Raw genomic sequence first — 14,899 nt, 5'->3', positions numbered from 1 at the left:
TTCTGGGCCGGGCAAAGGCTCGGCTACCATGAGGCGTCATGTTCCGTGTTCTTGTAGTCGCCCTGTCCTTGTCGCTGCTTGCCGCTGGCTCCGTGCTGGCGGCGCCAGCGGAGCCGCTCAGCGAACCGCGCTTCGAGTCGGTCGGCCAGGGCAGCGCAATCCCTTCCGCCGTGGTGGCCGCGCTGGCCCAGGACAAATACGGCTTCTTCTGGATAGGCACGGGCGCCGGCCTGGTGCGCTATGACGGCTACAGCTTTCGCGTCCAGCTCCGCACCGAGGGCGAGAAGGCCGGCAAGGGCCTGGGCTTTGTGCGGGCCTTGCTGGCCGCTCGCGATGGACGGCTCTGGATAGGCACGGAATCTGATGGCCTGGCGGTCTATGACCCGGCCAGCGAGCAGGTGCGTGTGTTCCGCAACGACGGCGACAAGGCCGACAGCCTGGCGCCCGGCACCATTCGCGCGCTGGCCGAGGGCTCGGACGGCGGCATCTGGATTGGCGCCGTAGGTGGCGGCCTGAAGCGATTCGACCCGGCCAGCGGCCGCTTCAGCCACCACCGCCACGCCGGCCAGCCGGGCAGTCTGCCCGACGATCGAGTGCAGACCCTGCTGGTCGACAAGGCTGGCACGCTGTGGGTGGGCAGCTGGGCCGGGCTGGCCCGGCGCCAGGCCGGCAGCGAGCACTTCGAGCCGGTGCTCTCGGGTCGCGGCGAGCCGCTGGCCGAACGCATCATCAATGCGCTGCACGAGGCCGAGGACGGCAGGCTCTGGATAGGCACGCAGCAGGGCGACCTGCTGCTGCTCGACCCCGCGACCGGCCAGCACCAGCTGCTGGACCGTGAGGGCGGACGCGGTTCCGTGGCCACCTTCGTCACCGCGCATGAGCGGGAGCTGTGGGTGGGGCGCACCGGCGGCATCGAGGTGCGCGCGATCGACGGAAAGCTGCTGCGCGTGCTGCGCCACAACCCGCGCAATCCGGCCAGCCTGGCCGGCAACGAGGTGCGCTCGCTGCTGCGCGACCGCGCCGGCTGGCTGTGGGTGGGCGGCTATGGTGGCGGCCTGCAGCGGCATGACCCCGAGAACCGCAGCATCTGGGTGAGGCGCGAGGTCGAGGGCTTTGGTGGCGTGTTCGAAGATCCCGATGTACGCAGCGTCAAGCAGCTGTCGGACGGCGAGACCTGGGTCGGCACGATCGAGAAGGGTGTGGCCATCTTCGACCGCGGGATGCGACTCGTCGGCTCGCTGCTGCCCATGCCCGGCCGCGCTGGCGGCCTGCCCAATGGCCGCATCGGCGCCATCGCGCAGATGCCGGACGGCGCGGTCTGGCTGAGCAGCGATGCCGGCGTGCACCAGCTCGACGCCAGTCGCCGCCAGGTCTTGAACACCTACAAGCCGGGTCAGGGCCGGGTGCGGCGCATGCTGGCCAGCAGCGATGGCCGGCTGTGGGTAGCCACGCAGGACGGGCTCTACCTGCTGGAGCGTGGCAAGCCGGCGCTGCAGCGGCTGCACATCGCCGGCGGCCAAGTGCTCAGCGGCGACGCGAATGCACTGGCCGAAGCCGCCGATGGCGGCCTTTGGGTGGGCACGGAAAAGGGCCTGTTCCGCATCGCGCCGGGCGGCCGCGAACTGCTGGCCATCCAGGCGCGCAGCGGCCAGGGACTGGCCCATGCCTCGGTGGTTGGCGTGCTGGTGGACCGCGAGCAGCGGCTGTGGGTGGACACCGCCATCGGCCTGCACCGCATGCTGGAATGGGATGGCAAGACCGCCGCCTTCGAGCGCATCAGCGAACGTCATGGCATTGGCGGCCGTGCCTTCGGTGCCAACCTGATGCAGGACGACCGGGGTCGCATCTGGACCCAGCACCATGTCTACGACCCGCAGAAGGACCATGTCTACGAGCTGACCCCTGCCGACGGCGTGGACTTCGGCACCGGCTGGTTCCGGGCCTATGGCGCCACCAGCGACGGCCTCATGCTGTTCGGCGGCAGCCGCGGTCTCCTGGTGGTGGACCCGAACCATTTCGACGGCTGGAGCTTCCAGCCACCGGTGGTGCTGACCGAGTTGCGCATCGACGGCCGCCGCCAGGGCCAGGGCCAGGCGGCCGAAGGCCTGGCCCTGAAGCCCGGCCAGCGCAGCTTCAGTGTCGAGTTCGCCGCGCTGGACTACAGCGACCCGGCGCGCAGCCGCTACCGCTACAAGCTGGACGGCTACGACAACGACTGGATCAACACCGGCGCCGAGTTGCGCGTGGCCAGCTACAGCAACCTGAATCCAGGCCATTACACCTTGAGGGTGCGGGCGACCAACCGCAGCGGCGCCTGGAGCCCGCATGAGCTGAGCATGCCTGTCGACGTGCTGCCGAACTGGTGGCAGACCTGGTGGGCGCGCGCCCTGCTGATCGGGCTGCTGTGGCTGGGCTTGATGATCATCGTGCATCTGCGCACCGGCTACCTGCGCCGTCGCCAGCAGGTGCTGCAGGACATGGTGCGCAGCCGCACGGCCGAGCTCGAAAGCCTTTCGCTCACCTTGCAGCAGAAGAGCGCGGCGCTGGAGGAGTCCAGCCTCACCGACCCGCTGACCGGCCTGCGCAACCGCCGTTTCCTGACCCAGCACATCGAGTCCGATGTGGCCTGGACCCTGCGCCGCTTCGAAGACATGGCCCATGGCCATGCGGCTCCCCCGCTGGACGCTGACCTGGTGTTCTTCCTGGTCGACATCGACCACTTCAAGTCGGTCAATGACGAGCATGGTCATGCCGGCGGTGATGCCGTGCTGGTGCAGATGCGCGAGCGGCTGCAGCCGGTGTTCCGCGAGGCCGACTACCTGGTGCGCTGGGGCGGCGAGGAATTCCTGATCGTGGCCCGCGCCGCATCGCGCGAGCATGCGATCGAACTGGCCGAGCGCGCTCGCGCCATGGTGGCCGACCGGCCGTTCATCCTGCCCGATGGTGCGCAGGTCACCCGCAGTTGCTCGGTCGGTTTCGCCGTCTTCCCCTTGTCGCGCCAGCATCCGCGCGCAGTGGACTGGGCGGGCGTGGTGACGCTGGCGGATGGCGCGCTCTATGCCGCCAAGCGGGCCGGCCGCAACCGCTGGGTGGGCGTGCTGGGCGCGGACGAGCAGCTCAGCGCCGCCGAGCTGCAACGCCGTGTGCGAGCCTCAGCCACGGAATGGCTGGCAGACCCGGCGCTGCAGGTGGTGCGCAGCTAGCCTGCTAGGTCGCGTTCAGCGCGTCCAGTTGCTCGGGTGTGCCCACATTGATCCAGGGGCCGTCATGGAGCTCCGCCGTGATGCGGCCCAGCGCAATGCCATGGTCCAGCGCCACGCGCATGCGCTGGCGTTCGCCCGCCCGGATGACACCGAACAGCGCCGGCCGGTACAGGCCGATATTGGCGAAGACCTGCAGCGGCCCGCCGTCGGCGCGCACATGGCCGTCGGCATTGATGGCGAAATCGCCCTGCGGATGCTGGGCCTGTGTCGGCACCATCCACAGATGGGCGAGTTGTTCAGAGGCTGCAAATGCGGCGGCCTTGGCCGGGTCGAACTCGAAGCCGGGCATGTAGATGTCGCCCGACACCGCCCAGAAGGCCGCATCGCCATCGGCACCCAGCAGCGGCAGGGCAGTGGCGATGCCGCCGCCGGTTTCCAGCGCGCCGCCAAAGCGCTGCTGCTCGAAGCAGTAGTGCAGGCGCAGGCCCCAGCGGCTGCCGTCGCCGAGCACGGCCGGGAACTGCTCTTCCAGCCAGGCGCAGTTGATGACGATGTCTTGCACGCCAGCCCGGGCCAGCGCTTCGATATGCCATTCGATCAGCGGCTTGCCGCGGGCCTTGAGCAGGGGTTTGGGTGTGTGGTCGGTCAGCGGCCGCATGCGCTCTCCGCGCCCGGCCGCCAGGATGATGGCTCGCATGGAGCCGCAGTTTAGGGGGCCTAGAGGGCCGGGCCGAGGCCCAGCGGCGTGGGCAGGCTGTTGAGGATGCGTTCGACCAGGGCGCGGTAGGGCTCGTCCGGTGCATGGCCGGTGAGCGGGTCGCGGTTGGCGGCAAAGGCCTCGTCGAGGTCTTCCCAATCGGTCGCCTGCAGATGTGCGAGCGCGAGCGGCAGCACTTCGCGCTCCTCGATTTCCATGTGGCGCAGATAGCCCTGCACATAGCGCTCGGCCAATTGCTCGAAGGCGCTGCGGCGGGCTTCGCCCATCATTTCGAAGGCCAGCAGCGCATGCTCCAGGTCGCGTATCGCGCGCTCGCCGCGGTCATGGTCGTCGTCGAGCCGGTCCAGTGTCTCGCGCACCGCCGGCACGCGTGCGCGCAGTTTCGGAAACAGCAGCTCGCTCTCCTTCGGGTGATGCAGCCGCTCAGGGAACTCGTCGACATAGAAAAGCATGGCGCGCAGCGCGGTGAAGTCGGGCAGGGTGGCGCGCCGGCGGTGCTCGGCCAGCAGGAGAAGGATCGAGCGCAGCATGGCCGCAAGGGCTCGATGTTCTTCACGGATCACGCGCAAGGTCAGCGGGTTCATGACGCAAGCCTGCGCCCGTATTCGCGACCCTGCTTTGCCCTGGATCAAGGGTCTGGATCGACGCCATCGCCGGGCCACGTAAAATGCCGGGTTTACCCCAGAACCAACCCAACACAGACACCATGGCCAACTCCGCTGCCCGCAACACCAATTTGATGGCCAATGCCATCCGCGCACTGGCCATGGATGCCGTGCAGGAAGCCAACTCCGGCCATCCCGGCGCGCCCATGGGCATGGCCGAGATCTCCGTTGCGCTTTGGGCCCGCCACCTGCGCCACAACCCGGCCAATCCGCACTGGGCCGACCGCGACCGTTTCGTGCTGTCCAACGGTCATGGCTCGATGCTGATCTATGCGCTGCTGCACCTCACCGGCTACGAGCTGCCCATCGGCGAGCTGAAGAACTTCCGCAAGCTGCACAGCAAGACCCCGGGCCACCCCGAAGTGGGCATCACCCCCGGCGTTGAAACCACCACCGGCCCGCTGGGCCAGGGCATCACCAATGCCGTGGGCCTGGCGCTGGCAGAGAAGCTGCTGGCCAAGGAATTCAACCGCGAAGATCACGCGATCGTCGACCACCACACCTACGCTTTCCTGGGCGACGGCTGCCTGATGGAAGGCATCAGCCACGAGGCCTGCGCCCTGGCCGGTGCCTGGAAGCTGAACAAGCTGATCGCCATCTACGACGACAACGGCATCTCCATCGACGGCCAGGTCCAGCCCTGGTTCATCGACAACACGGCCCAGCGTTTCCAGGCCTATGGCTGGAACGTGATCGGCCCGGTGGACGGCCACGACGTGAACGCTGTGGACGCGGCCATCGCCAAGGCCAAGATGAGCGAGACCAAGCCCACGCTGATCATCGCCAAGACCACCATCGGCAAGGGTAGCCCGAACCGCGCCGGCACGGCCAAGGCGCATGGCGAGGCCCTGGGCGCTGACGAAATCAAGCTGACCCGCGCAGCCCTGGGCTGGGAGCATGAGCCCTTCGTCGTGCCCAAGGAGGTCTACGAGGCCTGGGATGCCAAGACCGAGGGCGCGAACCTGGAAGCCGACTGGGACGCCCAGTTCGACGCCTATGCCGAGGCCTTCCCCGAGCTGGCCGCCGAGTTCACGCGCCGCATCGCGGGCGTGCTGCCTGCCAACTACGCGCAAGTCGCCGTCGATGCCGTCATCAAGGCCCACAGCGAAGCGCAGACCGTGGCCAGCCGCAAGGCCAGCCAGCTGGCGCTGGAAGCCTTCACCGCTGCGCTGCCCGAGCTGCTGGGCGGCTCGGCCGACCTGACCGGCTCCAACCTCACCAACACCAAGTCGACGGCGCCGCTGCGCTTTGACGATGCCGGCGTGCCCAACGGCGGCCGCCACATCAACTACGGCGTGCGCGAGTTCGGCATGGCCGCCATCATGAACGGCGTGGCCCTGCATGGCGGCTACATCCCCTACGGCGGCACCTTCCTCACCTTCAGCGACTACAGCCGCAATGCGATCCGCATGGCCGCGCTGATGAAGCAGCGCGTCATCCATGTGTTCACGCACGACTCCATCGGCCTGGGCGAAGACGGCCCGACCCACCAGTCGATCGAGCATGTCGCTTCGCTGCGCCTGATTCCGGGCCTGGATGTCTGGCGCCCGGCCGACACCACCGAAACCGTGGTCGCCTGGACCATGGCCATCGGCAACGCGCAGCGCCCGAGCGTGCTGGCCCTGTCGCGCCAGAACCTGCCCTATGCGCCCAAGACCGCGGTCGATGAAATCGCCAAGGGCGGCTACGTGCTGGCCGAGCCGAGCGAAGTCGGACTGAAGAAGAAGGCGCAAGCCGTCATCATCGCCACCGGCTCCGAAGTTCAGCTGGCCCTGCATGCGCAAGCCCAACTGGCCAAGAGCGGTATCGCCGTGCGCGTGGTCTCCATGCCCTCCACCAGCGTGTTTGATCGCCAGGACCGCGAGTACAAGCTCTCGGTGCTGCCCGAAGGCATCCCGCGCGTGGCGGTCGAGATGGGCGCCAGCGACGGCTGGTGGAAGTACGGCTGCGCAGCCGTCGTCGGCATCGACACCTACGGCGAGTCGGCCCCGGCGCCGGTGCTGTTCCAGCACTTCGGCTTCACGCCGGAGAACCTGGCCGACACGGTGCGTGTGGTGTTGAAGAAGGCTTGATGCCGCGCAGTGTCTTGATGGCCCTTGGTAACCCGGGCGGCAGTGCGACCGGGTATCCTTGCGGCTTCGCCGTTCCGGGCGCCTGACGCACCGCGGGGCCGCAAGAATTCCCAATACCCAGGAGCTTTCCTCATGACGATCAAGATCGGTATCAACGGCTTCGGCCGCATCGGCCGCATGGTGTTCCGCGCTGCCATCGCCAATTTCAAGGACGTGGAAGTCGTTGCCATCAACGACCTGCTGGAGCCTGACTACCTGGCCTACATGCTGACCTACGACAGCGTGCATGGCCGCTTCGACGGCGAAGTCTCGGTCGACGGCAACACCCTGATCGTCAACGGACGGCGCATTCGCCTGACCGCCGTGAAAGACCCGTCCGAGCTGAAGTGGAACGAAGTCGGCGCCGACATCGTGATCGAAGCCACGGGCCTGTTCCTGGACAAGGCCAGTGGCGAGAAGCACCTGGCTGCGGGCGCCAAGAAGGTCGTGTTCTCCGCGCCTTCCAAGGACGACACGCCGATGTTCGTCTACGGCGTCAACCACAAGACCTATGCCGGCCAGGCCATCATCTCCAACGCCTCGTGCACCACCAACTGCCTGGCACCGCTGGCCAAGGTGCTGAACGACAAGTGGGGCATCAAGCGCGGCCTGATGACCACCGTGCACGCTGCCACCGCCACCCAGAAGACCGTGGACGGCCCGAGCAACAAGGACTGGCGCGGCGGCCGCGGCATCCTCGAGAACATCATCCCGTCGAGCACCGGTGCCGCCAAGGCCGTGGGCGTGGTGATTCCCGAGCTGAACAAGAAGCTGACCGGCATGAGCTTCCGCGTGCCCACGAGCGATGTGTCGGTGGTCGACCTGACGGTCGAGCTGAACAACCCGGCCACCTACGCCGAGATCTGCGCCGAGATGAAGGCGCAGTCGGAAGGCGCGCTCAAGGGCGTGCTGGGCTACACGACCGACAAGGTCGTCGCCACCGACTTCCGCGGCGATGCGCGCACCTCGATCTTCGACGCCGACGCCGGCATCGCACTCGACTCCACCTTCGTCAAGCTCGTGTCCTGGTACGACAACGAGTGGGGCTATTCGAACAAGGTGCTGGAGATGGTGCGCGTGGTCGCGGCCTGATCCTGTTGGCCTGGGCGGCATCGCTCGCTGCCTTCAAGAAGCCCCGCTCTGCGGGGCTTTTCCGTTTGTGTCCGTCAAGCGTGGAAGCGATTGCCTTTCTTCACAGCAGGCGGCAGGCCGCGCTTCTACACTGCGGGCATTGCGACCAAGCCCCCAAGGCGTGCTGATGAATTTCGCGACCAAGCAGTTGCTGGCCAGTCTGAGCCTGGCCTTCGTGTTCACTGGCGCCAGCCAGGCCGCCAGCGATGAATCGGCGCGGGTCATCGTGCGCTTCAAGGCCGCGGCGCCGAGCGTGCGGGCCAAGATCATGGCGGTGAACAGCGGCGCACTCGAAGTGCGCCAGATCGCTCAGACACGCGCACTCAGCCTGGCGCAAAGAATCGGTCGCCCGCTGGCGGCCCTGCGAAGCCTGGACGAGCGCACCCATGTGATGCTTGCGGATGGCCTGAGCTCAGCCGAGCTTGCCAGGCGCCTGGCGCAGGACAGCGAAGTGGAACTGGTTGCGGTCGACCACCTGCGCCGCCACGCGGCCACGACGCCGAACGACCCGCTCTACGCCGTGGGCAACAACAACCTGCCGGCCGTCGGCCAGTGGTACCTGAAGGCGCCGGCGGGCGAGGTGGTCTCCAGCATCAATGCGCCCGACGCGTGGGACAAGACCACCGGCAGCGCTGCCATCGTGGTGGCCGTGCTCGACACCGGCGTGCGCTACGACCACCCGGACCTGGCGGCCAAGCTGCTGCCCGGCTACGACATGATCGGCTTCGCCAGCAGCAGCTCCGTGGCCCGGGCTACCGCCAATGATGGTGACTTGCATGACGCCGACGCCAACGATCCGGGCGACTGGGTCTCGCAAGCCGACATCACCAGCGGCGCGCTGGGCAGTGGCTGCACCAGCGCCGACATCAGCAACAGCTCCTGGCATGGCACGCGGGTCTCCGGCCTGATTGCAGCGTCCAGCAACAACGGTCTGGGTATTGCGGGCGTCAGCTGGGGCAGCAAGATCCTGCCGGTGCGGGTGCTGGGCAAATGTGGCGGCTACGACTCCGACATCATTGCCGGCATGAAATGGGCCGTGGGCCTGAGCGTGCCCGATATCACGACGGTCAATGCAAACCCGGCCCGGGTGCTCAACCTGAGCCTGGGCGGCGAAGGCAGCTGCGCGGCCAGCGACAGCACCGGCGCGCTGTACCGGGAGGTCATCACCCAGGTCACGGCCCGCAACGCCCTGGTGGTGGCGGCCGCCGGCAACACAGCCGGACTGGCCGTGGGCGTGCCGGGCAACTGCCCGGGTGTGGTCGCGGTGGCGGCGCTTCGCCATGCCGGCAGCAAGGTCGGCTTTTCCAGCCTGGGCCCCGAGGTGACCATCAGCGCCCCTGGCGGCAACTGCATCAACACCGGCGCGGGCGAGCCCTGCCTCTACCCGATGCTGAGCACGACCAACAGCGGACCAACAAGCCCCAAGGCGGCGGACAACGCCTATACCGATGGCGCAGCCTCGGTGGGCACCAGCTTCTCGGCGCCCCTGGTGGCGGGCACCGTGGCCCTGATGATGTCGGTGCGGCCGGGCATGAGCCCTGCCGAGGCGATGGCGGCCTTGCGCAGCAGCGCGCGGCCCTTCGTCAGCACCGGTGCCACGGCCGGCACCCTGCAATGCCGCGCCCCCAACGGCACCGAGCTGCTCGAGTGCTATTGCAATACCAGCTACTGCGGCGCCGGCATGCTGGATGCCGCCGCGGCCGTGACAGCGGCCCAGGCGCTGAATGGCGTCACCGTGCAGGCCAGTGCCAGCCCGACGGCCGGCCAATCGGTCACGCTCACCGCCGGCATCACCGGCCTGGCTGCCGGCCGCAGCGTTGCGGGCTACAGCTGGACCCTGGTCGACGGCGGCGGCATCGTCACCGGTTTCAGCTCGGGCACGAACACGCAGACCGTGACCCTGACGCCCTCGGCTGCCGGCAGCTTCGTGGTGCGGGTCACGCTGACCGACGACCAGGGCACGAGCTACCCAGGCAACCCGAGCACGATCTCGGTCTCTGCGGTGCCTGTGGTGGTGACACCGCCTGTGAGCTCGGGCGGGGGTGGTGGCGGCGGCGGTGCAACCAGCCCCTTGTGGCTGCTGGGCCTCTTGCTGGCCGGCGCCTTGCTGGGCGGCCCGGCCCGCTCTCGGCGCTTGTCAGCGGCTGCCGCCCGAGCTCGCGGCTGAGGCTGCAGCGGGGGCGGGTGCGGGCACGGGCGTGGGCGCAGAAGCCGCCACGCCGGCCGAGGGCACGCAAGTGTGCAGGCCCGGCCCGCCGAACTCGCGGGCCGTCAGCGTTCGCAGCTGCGCCTGCAAGGCGCCGTCGGCGGCTTCGAAGCGCAGCTTGTGGCTGGTTTGGGCCTTCTGCAATTGCAGCACCCGCAGGCCCTTCAGGGCGCGCTGCGAGAAGGCTTCCAGCGCGGCTTCGGCCGCCTTTTCGCTGGCATGCCGGCTCAGCAGCAGGCTGGGCTGTTCTTCGGGCATGCCGGGCAGCGCTTCATAGGGCACCTTGAGCCGCTTGTAGGTTTCTTCCTTGCGCTCGCGGAAGTCCTTGCTGGTCAGCTTGATCGTGGCCACGCCCCACTGGCCCGCCTGCTCGCTGGCCTGCAGCTCATAGCTGGCCGGCGTGATGCCGACGCGCTCCAGCGAGCTCTGCACCTGCTGCAGGGCAGCCTCGCCCACAACCGGGCCGATTTCGATGCAGGCGGTGAGTTGCAAGGCGGCAGCGGCCTGCGGGCTCAGCAGGCTGACCCGGTCGACCTGCTGGGCCTTCTTCAGCCGCTCGGGCTCGCGCTCGCCGATGGCGCGCACGCCGGTCAGGCCATCCAGCCAGCCCTGGGTCCAGGAAAAGAAGAGCGCATTGACGACCAGCAGCAGAACAAGAAGGGCGCGCAGCATCAATGGGGATCCCCGGGTGAAAAACGGACTGAAACCTCGCCGCCGCTGACGGCTTGCGGCGCGCCGCTGCCGGTCTGCAGCAGCAGCTCGCCCTGCGCGTTCACGCCAGCGCCCAGGCCTTCAAGGCTGCCAGCGGTGATGAGTTGGCCGCGCAGGAGGTCGCGGCGCTTGTAGGCGTCAAGCCAGGGCGTCAGACCTTGGCTCGCATAGCCGGCCAGCAGGCTGATCAGCGGGTGTGCCAGCAGGGCCAGGGCGCGCGGTGCATCGATGCCTGGATAGAGCTCATCCAGGCTCGCGAAGCCGGTCGCGAACTGGTGGCCGTCCACCGGCTTGCCTTCGGCCAGGATGTTCAGGCCGATGCCGACGACGACCATGCGCTGGCCACCGGCCGGCACGGTCTCGATCAGGATGCCGCCAAGCTTGCGGCCATCGAGCCAGAGGTCGTTGGGCCATTTGAGGCCGATGTGCAGCGCGCCTTCACCGGGCGGCTCCAGCGCGTCCGCCAGCACGGTGCCCACGGCCAGCGACAGGCCGGCCGAGTCGGCCAGGGCCATGGGCAGGGCCAGCGAGAAGGTCAGCGAGGCGCCAGGGCTGGCGACCCAGCTGCGGCCCATACGGCCGCGGCCCTGGGTTTGATGCTCGGCCACCAGCAGGCAGGGCTGCAGGTCGTGGCTGCGGCGGGCGTGGCCGCGGCGATCGCTTGACGGCTCTTCGCTGCTCTGGCGCAGGCGCTCCAGCAGTTCGGTATTGGTGGAGCCGCAACGGGCCAGCACCTCGATCGAGAGACCGGGCAGCAGGGGTTCGAGCTCCTGCCAGAGCGCCTCGGCGCCCCAGTTCAGGTGTGTGGCAGGGCTCAGGCTCATGGTGGGGCGATGGCTTGGTTGAATGAGGCGGCTTCAGCGCTTGGGCGCCAGCATCGTGCCACGGCAGACCTCGCTGCCGCAACGGCAGGCGAACTGCTTCTTCAATTTGGCCGTGTGGCGCTCCTCGATCACGAGGCCGTAGTCGTAGAACAGCTCCTCGCCCGGCAGGATGTCGCGCAGCGCCTTGATGAAGACACGGCCCTCGGGCGTTTCGTCGGCTTCGCAGTTGGGGTCGCAGCTGTGGTTGATCCAGCGCGAGCTGTTGCCGCCAAAGAGGGCGTCGATGACATGGCCGCCTTCGATATGGAAGTAGAAGGTATGGTCCGGTTGCTTGGGATCGTGCGGATGGCGGCGCAGTGCCTCCGGCCAGTCGATCCTCTCGCCTGTGTACTCGATGATGGTGGTGCCGGCCTCGATGTCCGCGACGGCATAGACTCCGCGCCCATGAACCCCGGATTGCCTGACCTGGATACGGCGGCCAGAGGATTTAGGGGCGGCGGCTTGCGTCATCGAGTCTTGTGGTTACATTGAATTCATGGGTGTGCGTGCGCGTGGGCGCGCGTACGCGAGGCCGGATTGTAGGCAGCGTCTCGGAACGGGAAGCTGCGCTGTCGTAAAAATGAAAGAGTCATGAGCAAGTCACTGATCATTGCCGAGAAGCCCAGCGTGGCCCAGGACATCGTGCGCGCTCTCACGCCCACCGCGGGCAAGTTCGAGAAGTACGACGAGTACTACGAGAGCGAGGGCTATGTCGTCAGCTCGGCCGTCGGCCACCTGGTCGAGATCAAGGCGCCGGAAGAGTTCGACGTCAAGCGCGGCAAATGGAGCTTCGCCAACCTGCCGGTGATTCCGCCGCACTTCGACCTGAACCCGATCGACAAGAGCAAGGGTCGCCTGAACGCGCTCGTGAAGCTGATCCGCCGCAAGGACGTGACCTCGCTGATCAATGCCTGCGACGCGGGCCGCGAGGGTGAGCTGATCTTCCGCCTGATCCTGCAGTACGCCGGCACGGCCAAGGCCGCGATCACCAAGCCGGTCACGCGCCTGTGGCTGCAGTCGATGACGCCGGCGGCGATCCGCGAAGGCTTCGAGAAGCTGCGCAGCGACGCGCAGATGATGCCGCTGGCCGACGCCGCGCGCTGCCGCTCCGAGGCCGACTGGCTGGTGGGCATCAACGGCACCCGCGCGATGACCGCGTTCAATTCACGCGACGGCGGCTTCTTCCTGACCACAGTGGGCCGGGTGCAGACGCCGACGCTGTCCATCGTGGTCGAGCGCGAAGAGAAGATCCGCAAGCACATCTACCGCGACTACTGGGAAGTGCGCAGCACCTTCGACGCGCAGGCCGGCCAGTACGAAGGCAAGTGGTTCGACCCCAAGTGGAAGAAGAACCCCGAGGACGCCGAACAGCGCGCCGACCGCGTCTGGACCAAGGCTGAAGCTGATGCGATTGCGACGGCCGTCAAGGGCCAGCCCGCCAGCGTCACCGAAGAAAGCAAGCCCAGCAACCAGGCCAGCCCGGGGCTGTATGACCTGACCACCTTGCAGCGCGAGGCCAACTCGCGATTCGGTTTCTCGGCCAAGACCACGCTGTCCCTGGCCCAGGCCCTGTATGAAAAGCACAAGGTCCTGACCTACCCGCGTACCGATTCGCGCTACCTGCCCGAAGACTATGTCGAGGTGGCCAAGCAGACCGCCGAGATGCTGGCCGACGAAGGCGGCATGCTGGCCCCGCACGCCAAGCTGGCCCTGAAGTCCGGCTACATCAAGCCGATGAAGAAGGTGTTCGACAACGCCAAGGTGTCGGATCACTTCGCCATCATCCCGACCTTGCAGCCGGCCAAGGGCCTCTCCGAGATCGAGGCCAAGCTCTACGACCTGGTGGTCAAGCGCTTCCTGGCGGTGTTCTTCCCGCCGGCCGAGTTCCAGGTCACGACGCGTATCTCTACCGTCAAGGCTGCCGGCAAGGAATTCGCCTTCCAGACCAATGGCAAGGTGCTGGTGAAGCCGGGCTGGCTGGCCATCTATGGCAAGGAAGCCCAGAACGACGACACCGACGCCAGCGGCGTCAACCTGGTGCCGGTGCAGGCCGGCGAGATGGTGGCCACCGAGAGCGTGGACGTGAAGGCCCTGCAGACCAAGCCGCCGGCCCGCTACAGCGAAGCCACGCTGCTGTCCGCCATGGAAGGCGCGGGCAAGCTGATCGATGACGACGAGCTGCGCGAAGCCATGGCCGAGAAGGGCCTCGGCACGCCAGCCACGCGCGCCGCCACCATCGAAGGCCTGATCACCGAGAAGTACATGCTGCGCGAAGGCCGCGAGCTGATACCCACGGCCAAGGCCTTCCAGCTGATGACGCTCTTGCGCGGCCTCGACATCGAGGACCTGACCAAGCCCGAACTCACCGGCAACTGGGAACAGAAGCTGGCCGAGATGGAAAAGGGCCGCCTGGGCCGCGAGGCCTTCATGGCCGAGATTGCAGCGATGACCGAGAAGGTCGTGCGCAAGGCCAAGGAATACGACCGCGACACCATTCCCGGTGACTATGCGACGCTGAAGACGCCCTGCCCCAAGTGCGGCGGCGTGGTGAAGGAGAACTACCGCCGCTTCACCTGCACCGGCAAGTCTGGCGATGCAGAAGGCTGTGGCTTCTCCATCGGCAAGATCCCGGGCGGGCGCAGCTTCGAGCTGCATGAGGTCGAGCAGTTCCTGGCCAACAAGAAGATCGGCCCGCTGGAAGGCTTCCGCTCCAAGGCGGGCTGGCCCTTCACGGCCGAGCTGGCCCTGGTCTATGACGAGGAGATCCAGAACTGGAAGCTCGAGTTCGACTTCGGCGAGGACGCCAAGAAGGCGGAGGGCGACGGCGAACCGGTGGACTTCGGCGCGCAGACCCCGCTCGGCGCCTGCCCCAAATGCCAGGGCCGGGTCTTCGAGCATGGCAGCAACTACGTGTGCGAGCATGCCGTCGGCGCGAGCGTGAACTGCGACTTCAAGAGCGGCAAGATCATCCTGCAGCAACCCATCGAGGCGGCGCAGATGGAAAAGCTGCTGGCCACCGGCAAGACCGACCTGCTGGAGAACTTCGTCTCCAACAAGACGCGCCGCAAGTTCAAGGCTTTCCTGGCGTACGACAAGAAGGCCGGCAAGGTGATGTTCGAGTTTGAGCCGCGTGCTGCCAAGGCACCGGCCGGCAAGACCGCTGCCAAGACCGCCGCCAAGACCGCCGCCACGAAGACGGTGGCCGCCAAGGCCCCTGCCGCCAAGAAGGTCGCCGCAAAGAAGGCAGCCAAGAGCGCTTGATGCCGGCACAATCGGCCCAGCTGTTTTTTG

At 67.6% G+C, this 14,899-nt stretch carries 10 protein-coding genes; 5 read left to right on the top strand and 5 right to left on the bottom strand.

What is annotated here, in order from left to right; all coding sequences use genetic code 11:
* Positions 1-38 precede the first annotated feature (38 nt).
* Positions 39-3,203 carry a two-component regulator propeller domain-containing protein gene (locus V3596_RS19320; RefSeq protein WP_334279453.1) on the top strand — a complete coding sequence of 1,055 codons (3,165 nt, stop codon included), beginning with the start codon at positions 39-41 and terminating at the stop codon, positions 3,201-3,203.
* A 4-nt stretch (positions 3,204-3,207) separates the two neighbouring features.
* Here the strand turns inward: V3596_RS19320 and murU are convergent, their stop codons facing one another.
* Both murU and V3596_RS19310 read right to left on the bottom strand, forming a co-directional pair.
* Complete coding sequence (gene murU / locus V3596_RS19315) at positions 3,208-3,900, bottom strand: N-acetylmuramate alpha-1-phosphate uridylyltransferase MurU (protein WP_334279452.1); 693 nt, start codon at positions 3,898-3,900, stop codon at positions 3,208-3,210.
* 20 nt (positions 3,901-3,920) lie between these two features.
* Positions 3,921-4,505, bottom strand: a complete 585-nt coding sequence (locus V3596_RS19310) for a hemerythrin domain-containing protein (protein WP_334279451.1) — start codon at positions 4,503-4,505, stop codon at positions 3,921-3,923.
* Between the two features lie 122 nt (positions 4,506-4,627).
* On the opposite strand from V3596_RS19310, the gene tkt reads away from it, so the two are divergent.
* The 3 genes from tkt to V3596_RS19295 all read left to right on the top strand — a co-directional run bounded on the left by tkt (position 4,628) and on the right by V3596_RS19295 (position 9,995).
* The gene (gene tkt / locus V3596_RS19305) at positions 4,628-6,658 is read left to right on the top strand and encodes a transketolase (RefSeq protein ID WP_334279450.1); all 2,031 of its coding nucleotides are present in this window, start codon (positions 4,628-4,630) and stop codon (positions 6,656-6,658) included.
* 132 nt (positions 6,659-6,790) lie between these two features.
* Positions 6,791-7,789, top strand: coding sequence for a type I glyceraldehyde-3-phosphate dehydrogenase (gene gap / locus V3596_RS19300; RefSeq protein WP_334279449.1), 999 nt, complete (start codon positions 6,791-6,793; stop codon positions 7,787-7,789).
* 166 nt (positions 7,790-7,955) lie between these two features.
* Entirely contained in the window at positions 7,956-9,995 is a 2,040-nt protein-coding gene (locus V3596_RS19295) for a S8 family serine peptidase (protein WP_334279448.1), read from the top strand.
* Here the strand turns inward: V3596_RS19295 and V3596_RS19290 are convergent.
* From V3596_RS19290 to V3596_RS19280, 3 genes are read right to left on the bottom strand one after another with little or no spacing between them, the layout of a single operon-like run.
* Positions 9,966-10,706, bottom strand: coding sequence for a hypothetical protein (locus V3596_RS19290; protein WP_334279447.1), 741 nt, complete (start codon positions 10,704-10,706; stop codon positions 9,966-9,968). The genes V3596_RS19295 and V3596_RS19290 overlap by 30 nt on opposite strands.
* Positions 10,706-11,569 (bottom strand): biotin--[acetyl-CoA-carboxylase] ligase, encoded by an 864-nt coding sequence (locus V3596_RS19285; protein WP_334279446.1) that lies wholly within the window; start codon positions 11,567-11,569, stop codon positions 10,706-10,708. The genes V3596_RS19290 and V3596_RS19285 overlap by 1 nt, the downstream gene beginning before the upstream one ends.
* Before the next feature lie 33 nt (positions 11,570-11,602).
* Positions 11,603-12,079 (bottom strand): SET domain-containing protein, encoded by a 477-nt coding sequence (locus V3596_RS19280; RefSeq protein WP_334279445.1) that lies wholly within the window; start codon positions 12,077-12,079, stop codon positions 11,603-11,605.
* Between the two features lie 120 nt (positions 12,080-12,199).
* Between V3596_RS19280 and V3596_RS19275 the strand changes: the two genes are divergently transcribed.
* A complete protein-coding gene (locus V3596_RS19275; protein WP_334279444.1) occupies positions 12,200-14,869 on the top strand; it encodes a DNA topoisomerase III in 2,670 nt (889 codons plus the stop codon).
* The last annotated feature ends 30 nt before the right edge of the window (positions 14,870-14,899 follow it).

Source organism: Roseateles microcysteis (assembly GCF_036880965.1).
GTDB lineage: Bacteria > Pseudomonadota > Gammaproteobacteria > Burkholderiales > Burkholderiaceae_C > JAUASW01.
This window is presented reverse-complemented; position numbering and strand designations above follow the sequence as displayed.

Coding starts and splice junctions, on each gene's coding strand:
- V3596_RS19310 (WP_334279451.1), bottom strand. CDS start 4,505: ATGAACCCGCTGACCTTGCGCGTGATCCGTGAAGAACATCGAGCCCTT.
- V3596_RS19285 (WP_334279446.1), bottom strand. CDS start 11,569: ATGAGCCTGAGCCCTGCCACACACCTGAACTGGGGCGCCGAGGCGCTC.
- V3596_RS19290 (WP_334279447.1), bottom strand. CDS start 10,706: ATGCTGCGCGCCCTTCTTGTTCTGCTGCTGGTCGTCAATGCGCTCTTC.
- V3596_RS19320 (WP_334279453.1), top strand. CDS start 39: ATGTTCCGTGTTCTTGTAGTCGCCCTGTCCTTGTCGCTGCTTGCCGCT.
- V3596_RS19295 (WP_334279448.1), top strand. CDS start 7,956: ATGAATTTCGCGACCAAGCAGTTGCTGGCCAGTCTGAGCCTGGCCTTC.
- murU (WP_334279452.1), bottom strand. CDS start 3,900: ATGCGAGCCATCATCCTGGCGGCCGGGCGCGGAGAGCGCATGCGGCCG.
- V3596_RS19275 (WP_334279444.1), top strand. CDS start 12,200: ATGAGCAAGTCACTGATCATTGCCGAGAAGCCCAGCGTGGCCCAGGAC.
- gap (WP_334279449.1), top strand. CDS start 6,791: ATGACGATCAAGATCGGTATCAACGGCTTCGGCCGCATCGGCCGCATG.
- tkt (WP_334279450.1), top strand. CDS start 4,628: ATGGCCAACTCCGCTGCCCGCAACACCAATTTGATGGCCAATGCCATC.
- V3596_RS19280 (WP_334279445.1), bottom strand. CDS start 12,079: ATGACGCAAGCCGCCGCCCCTAAATCCTCTGGCCGCCGTATCCAGGTC.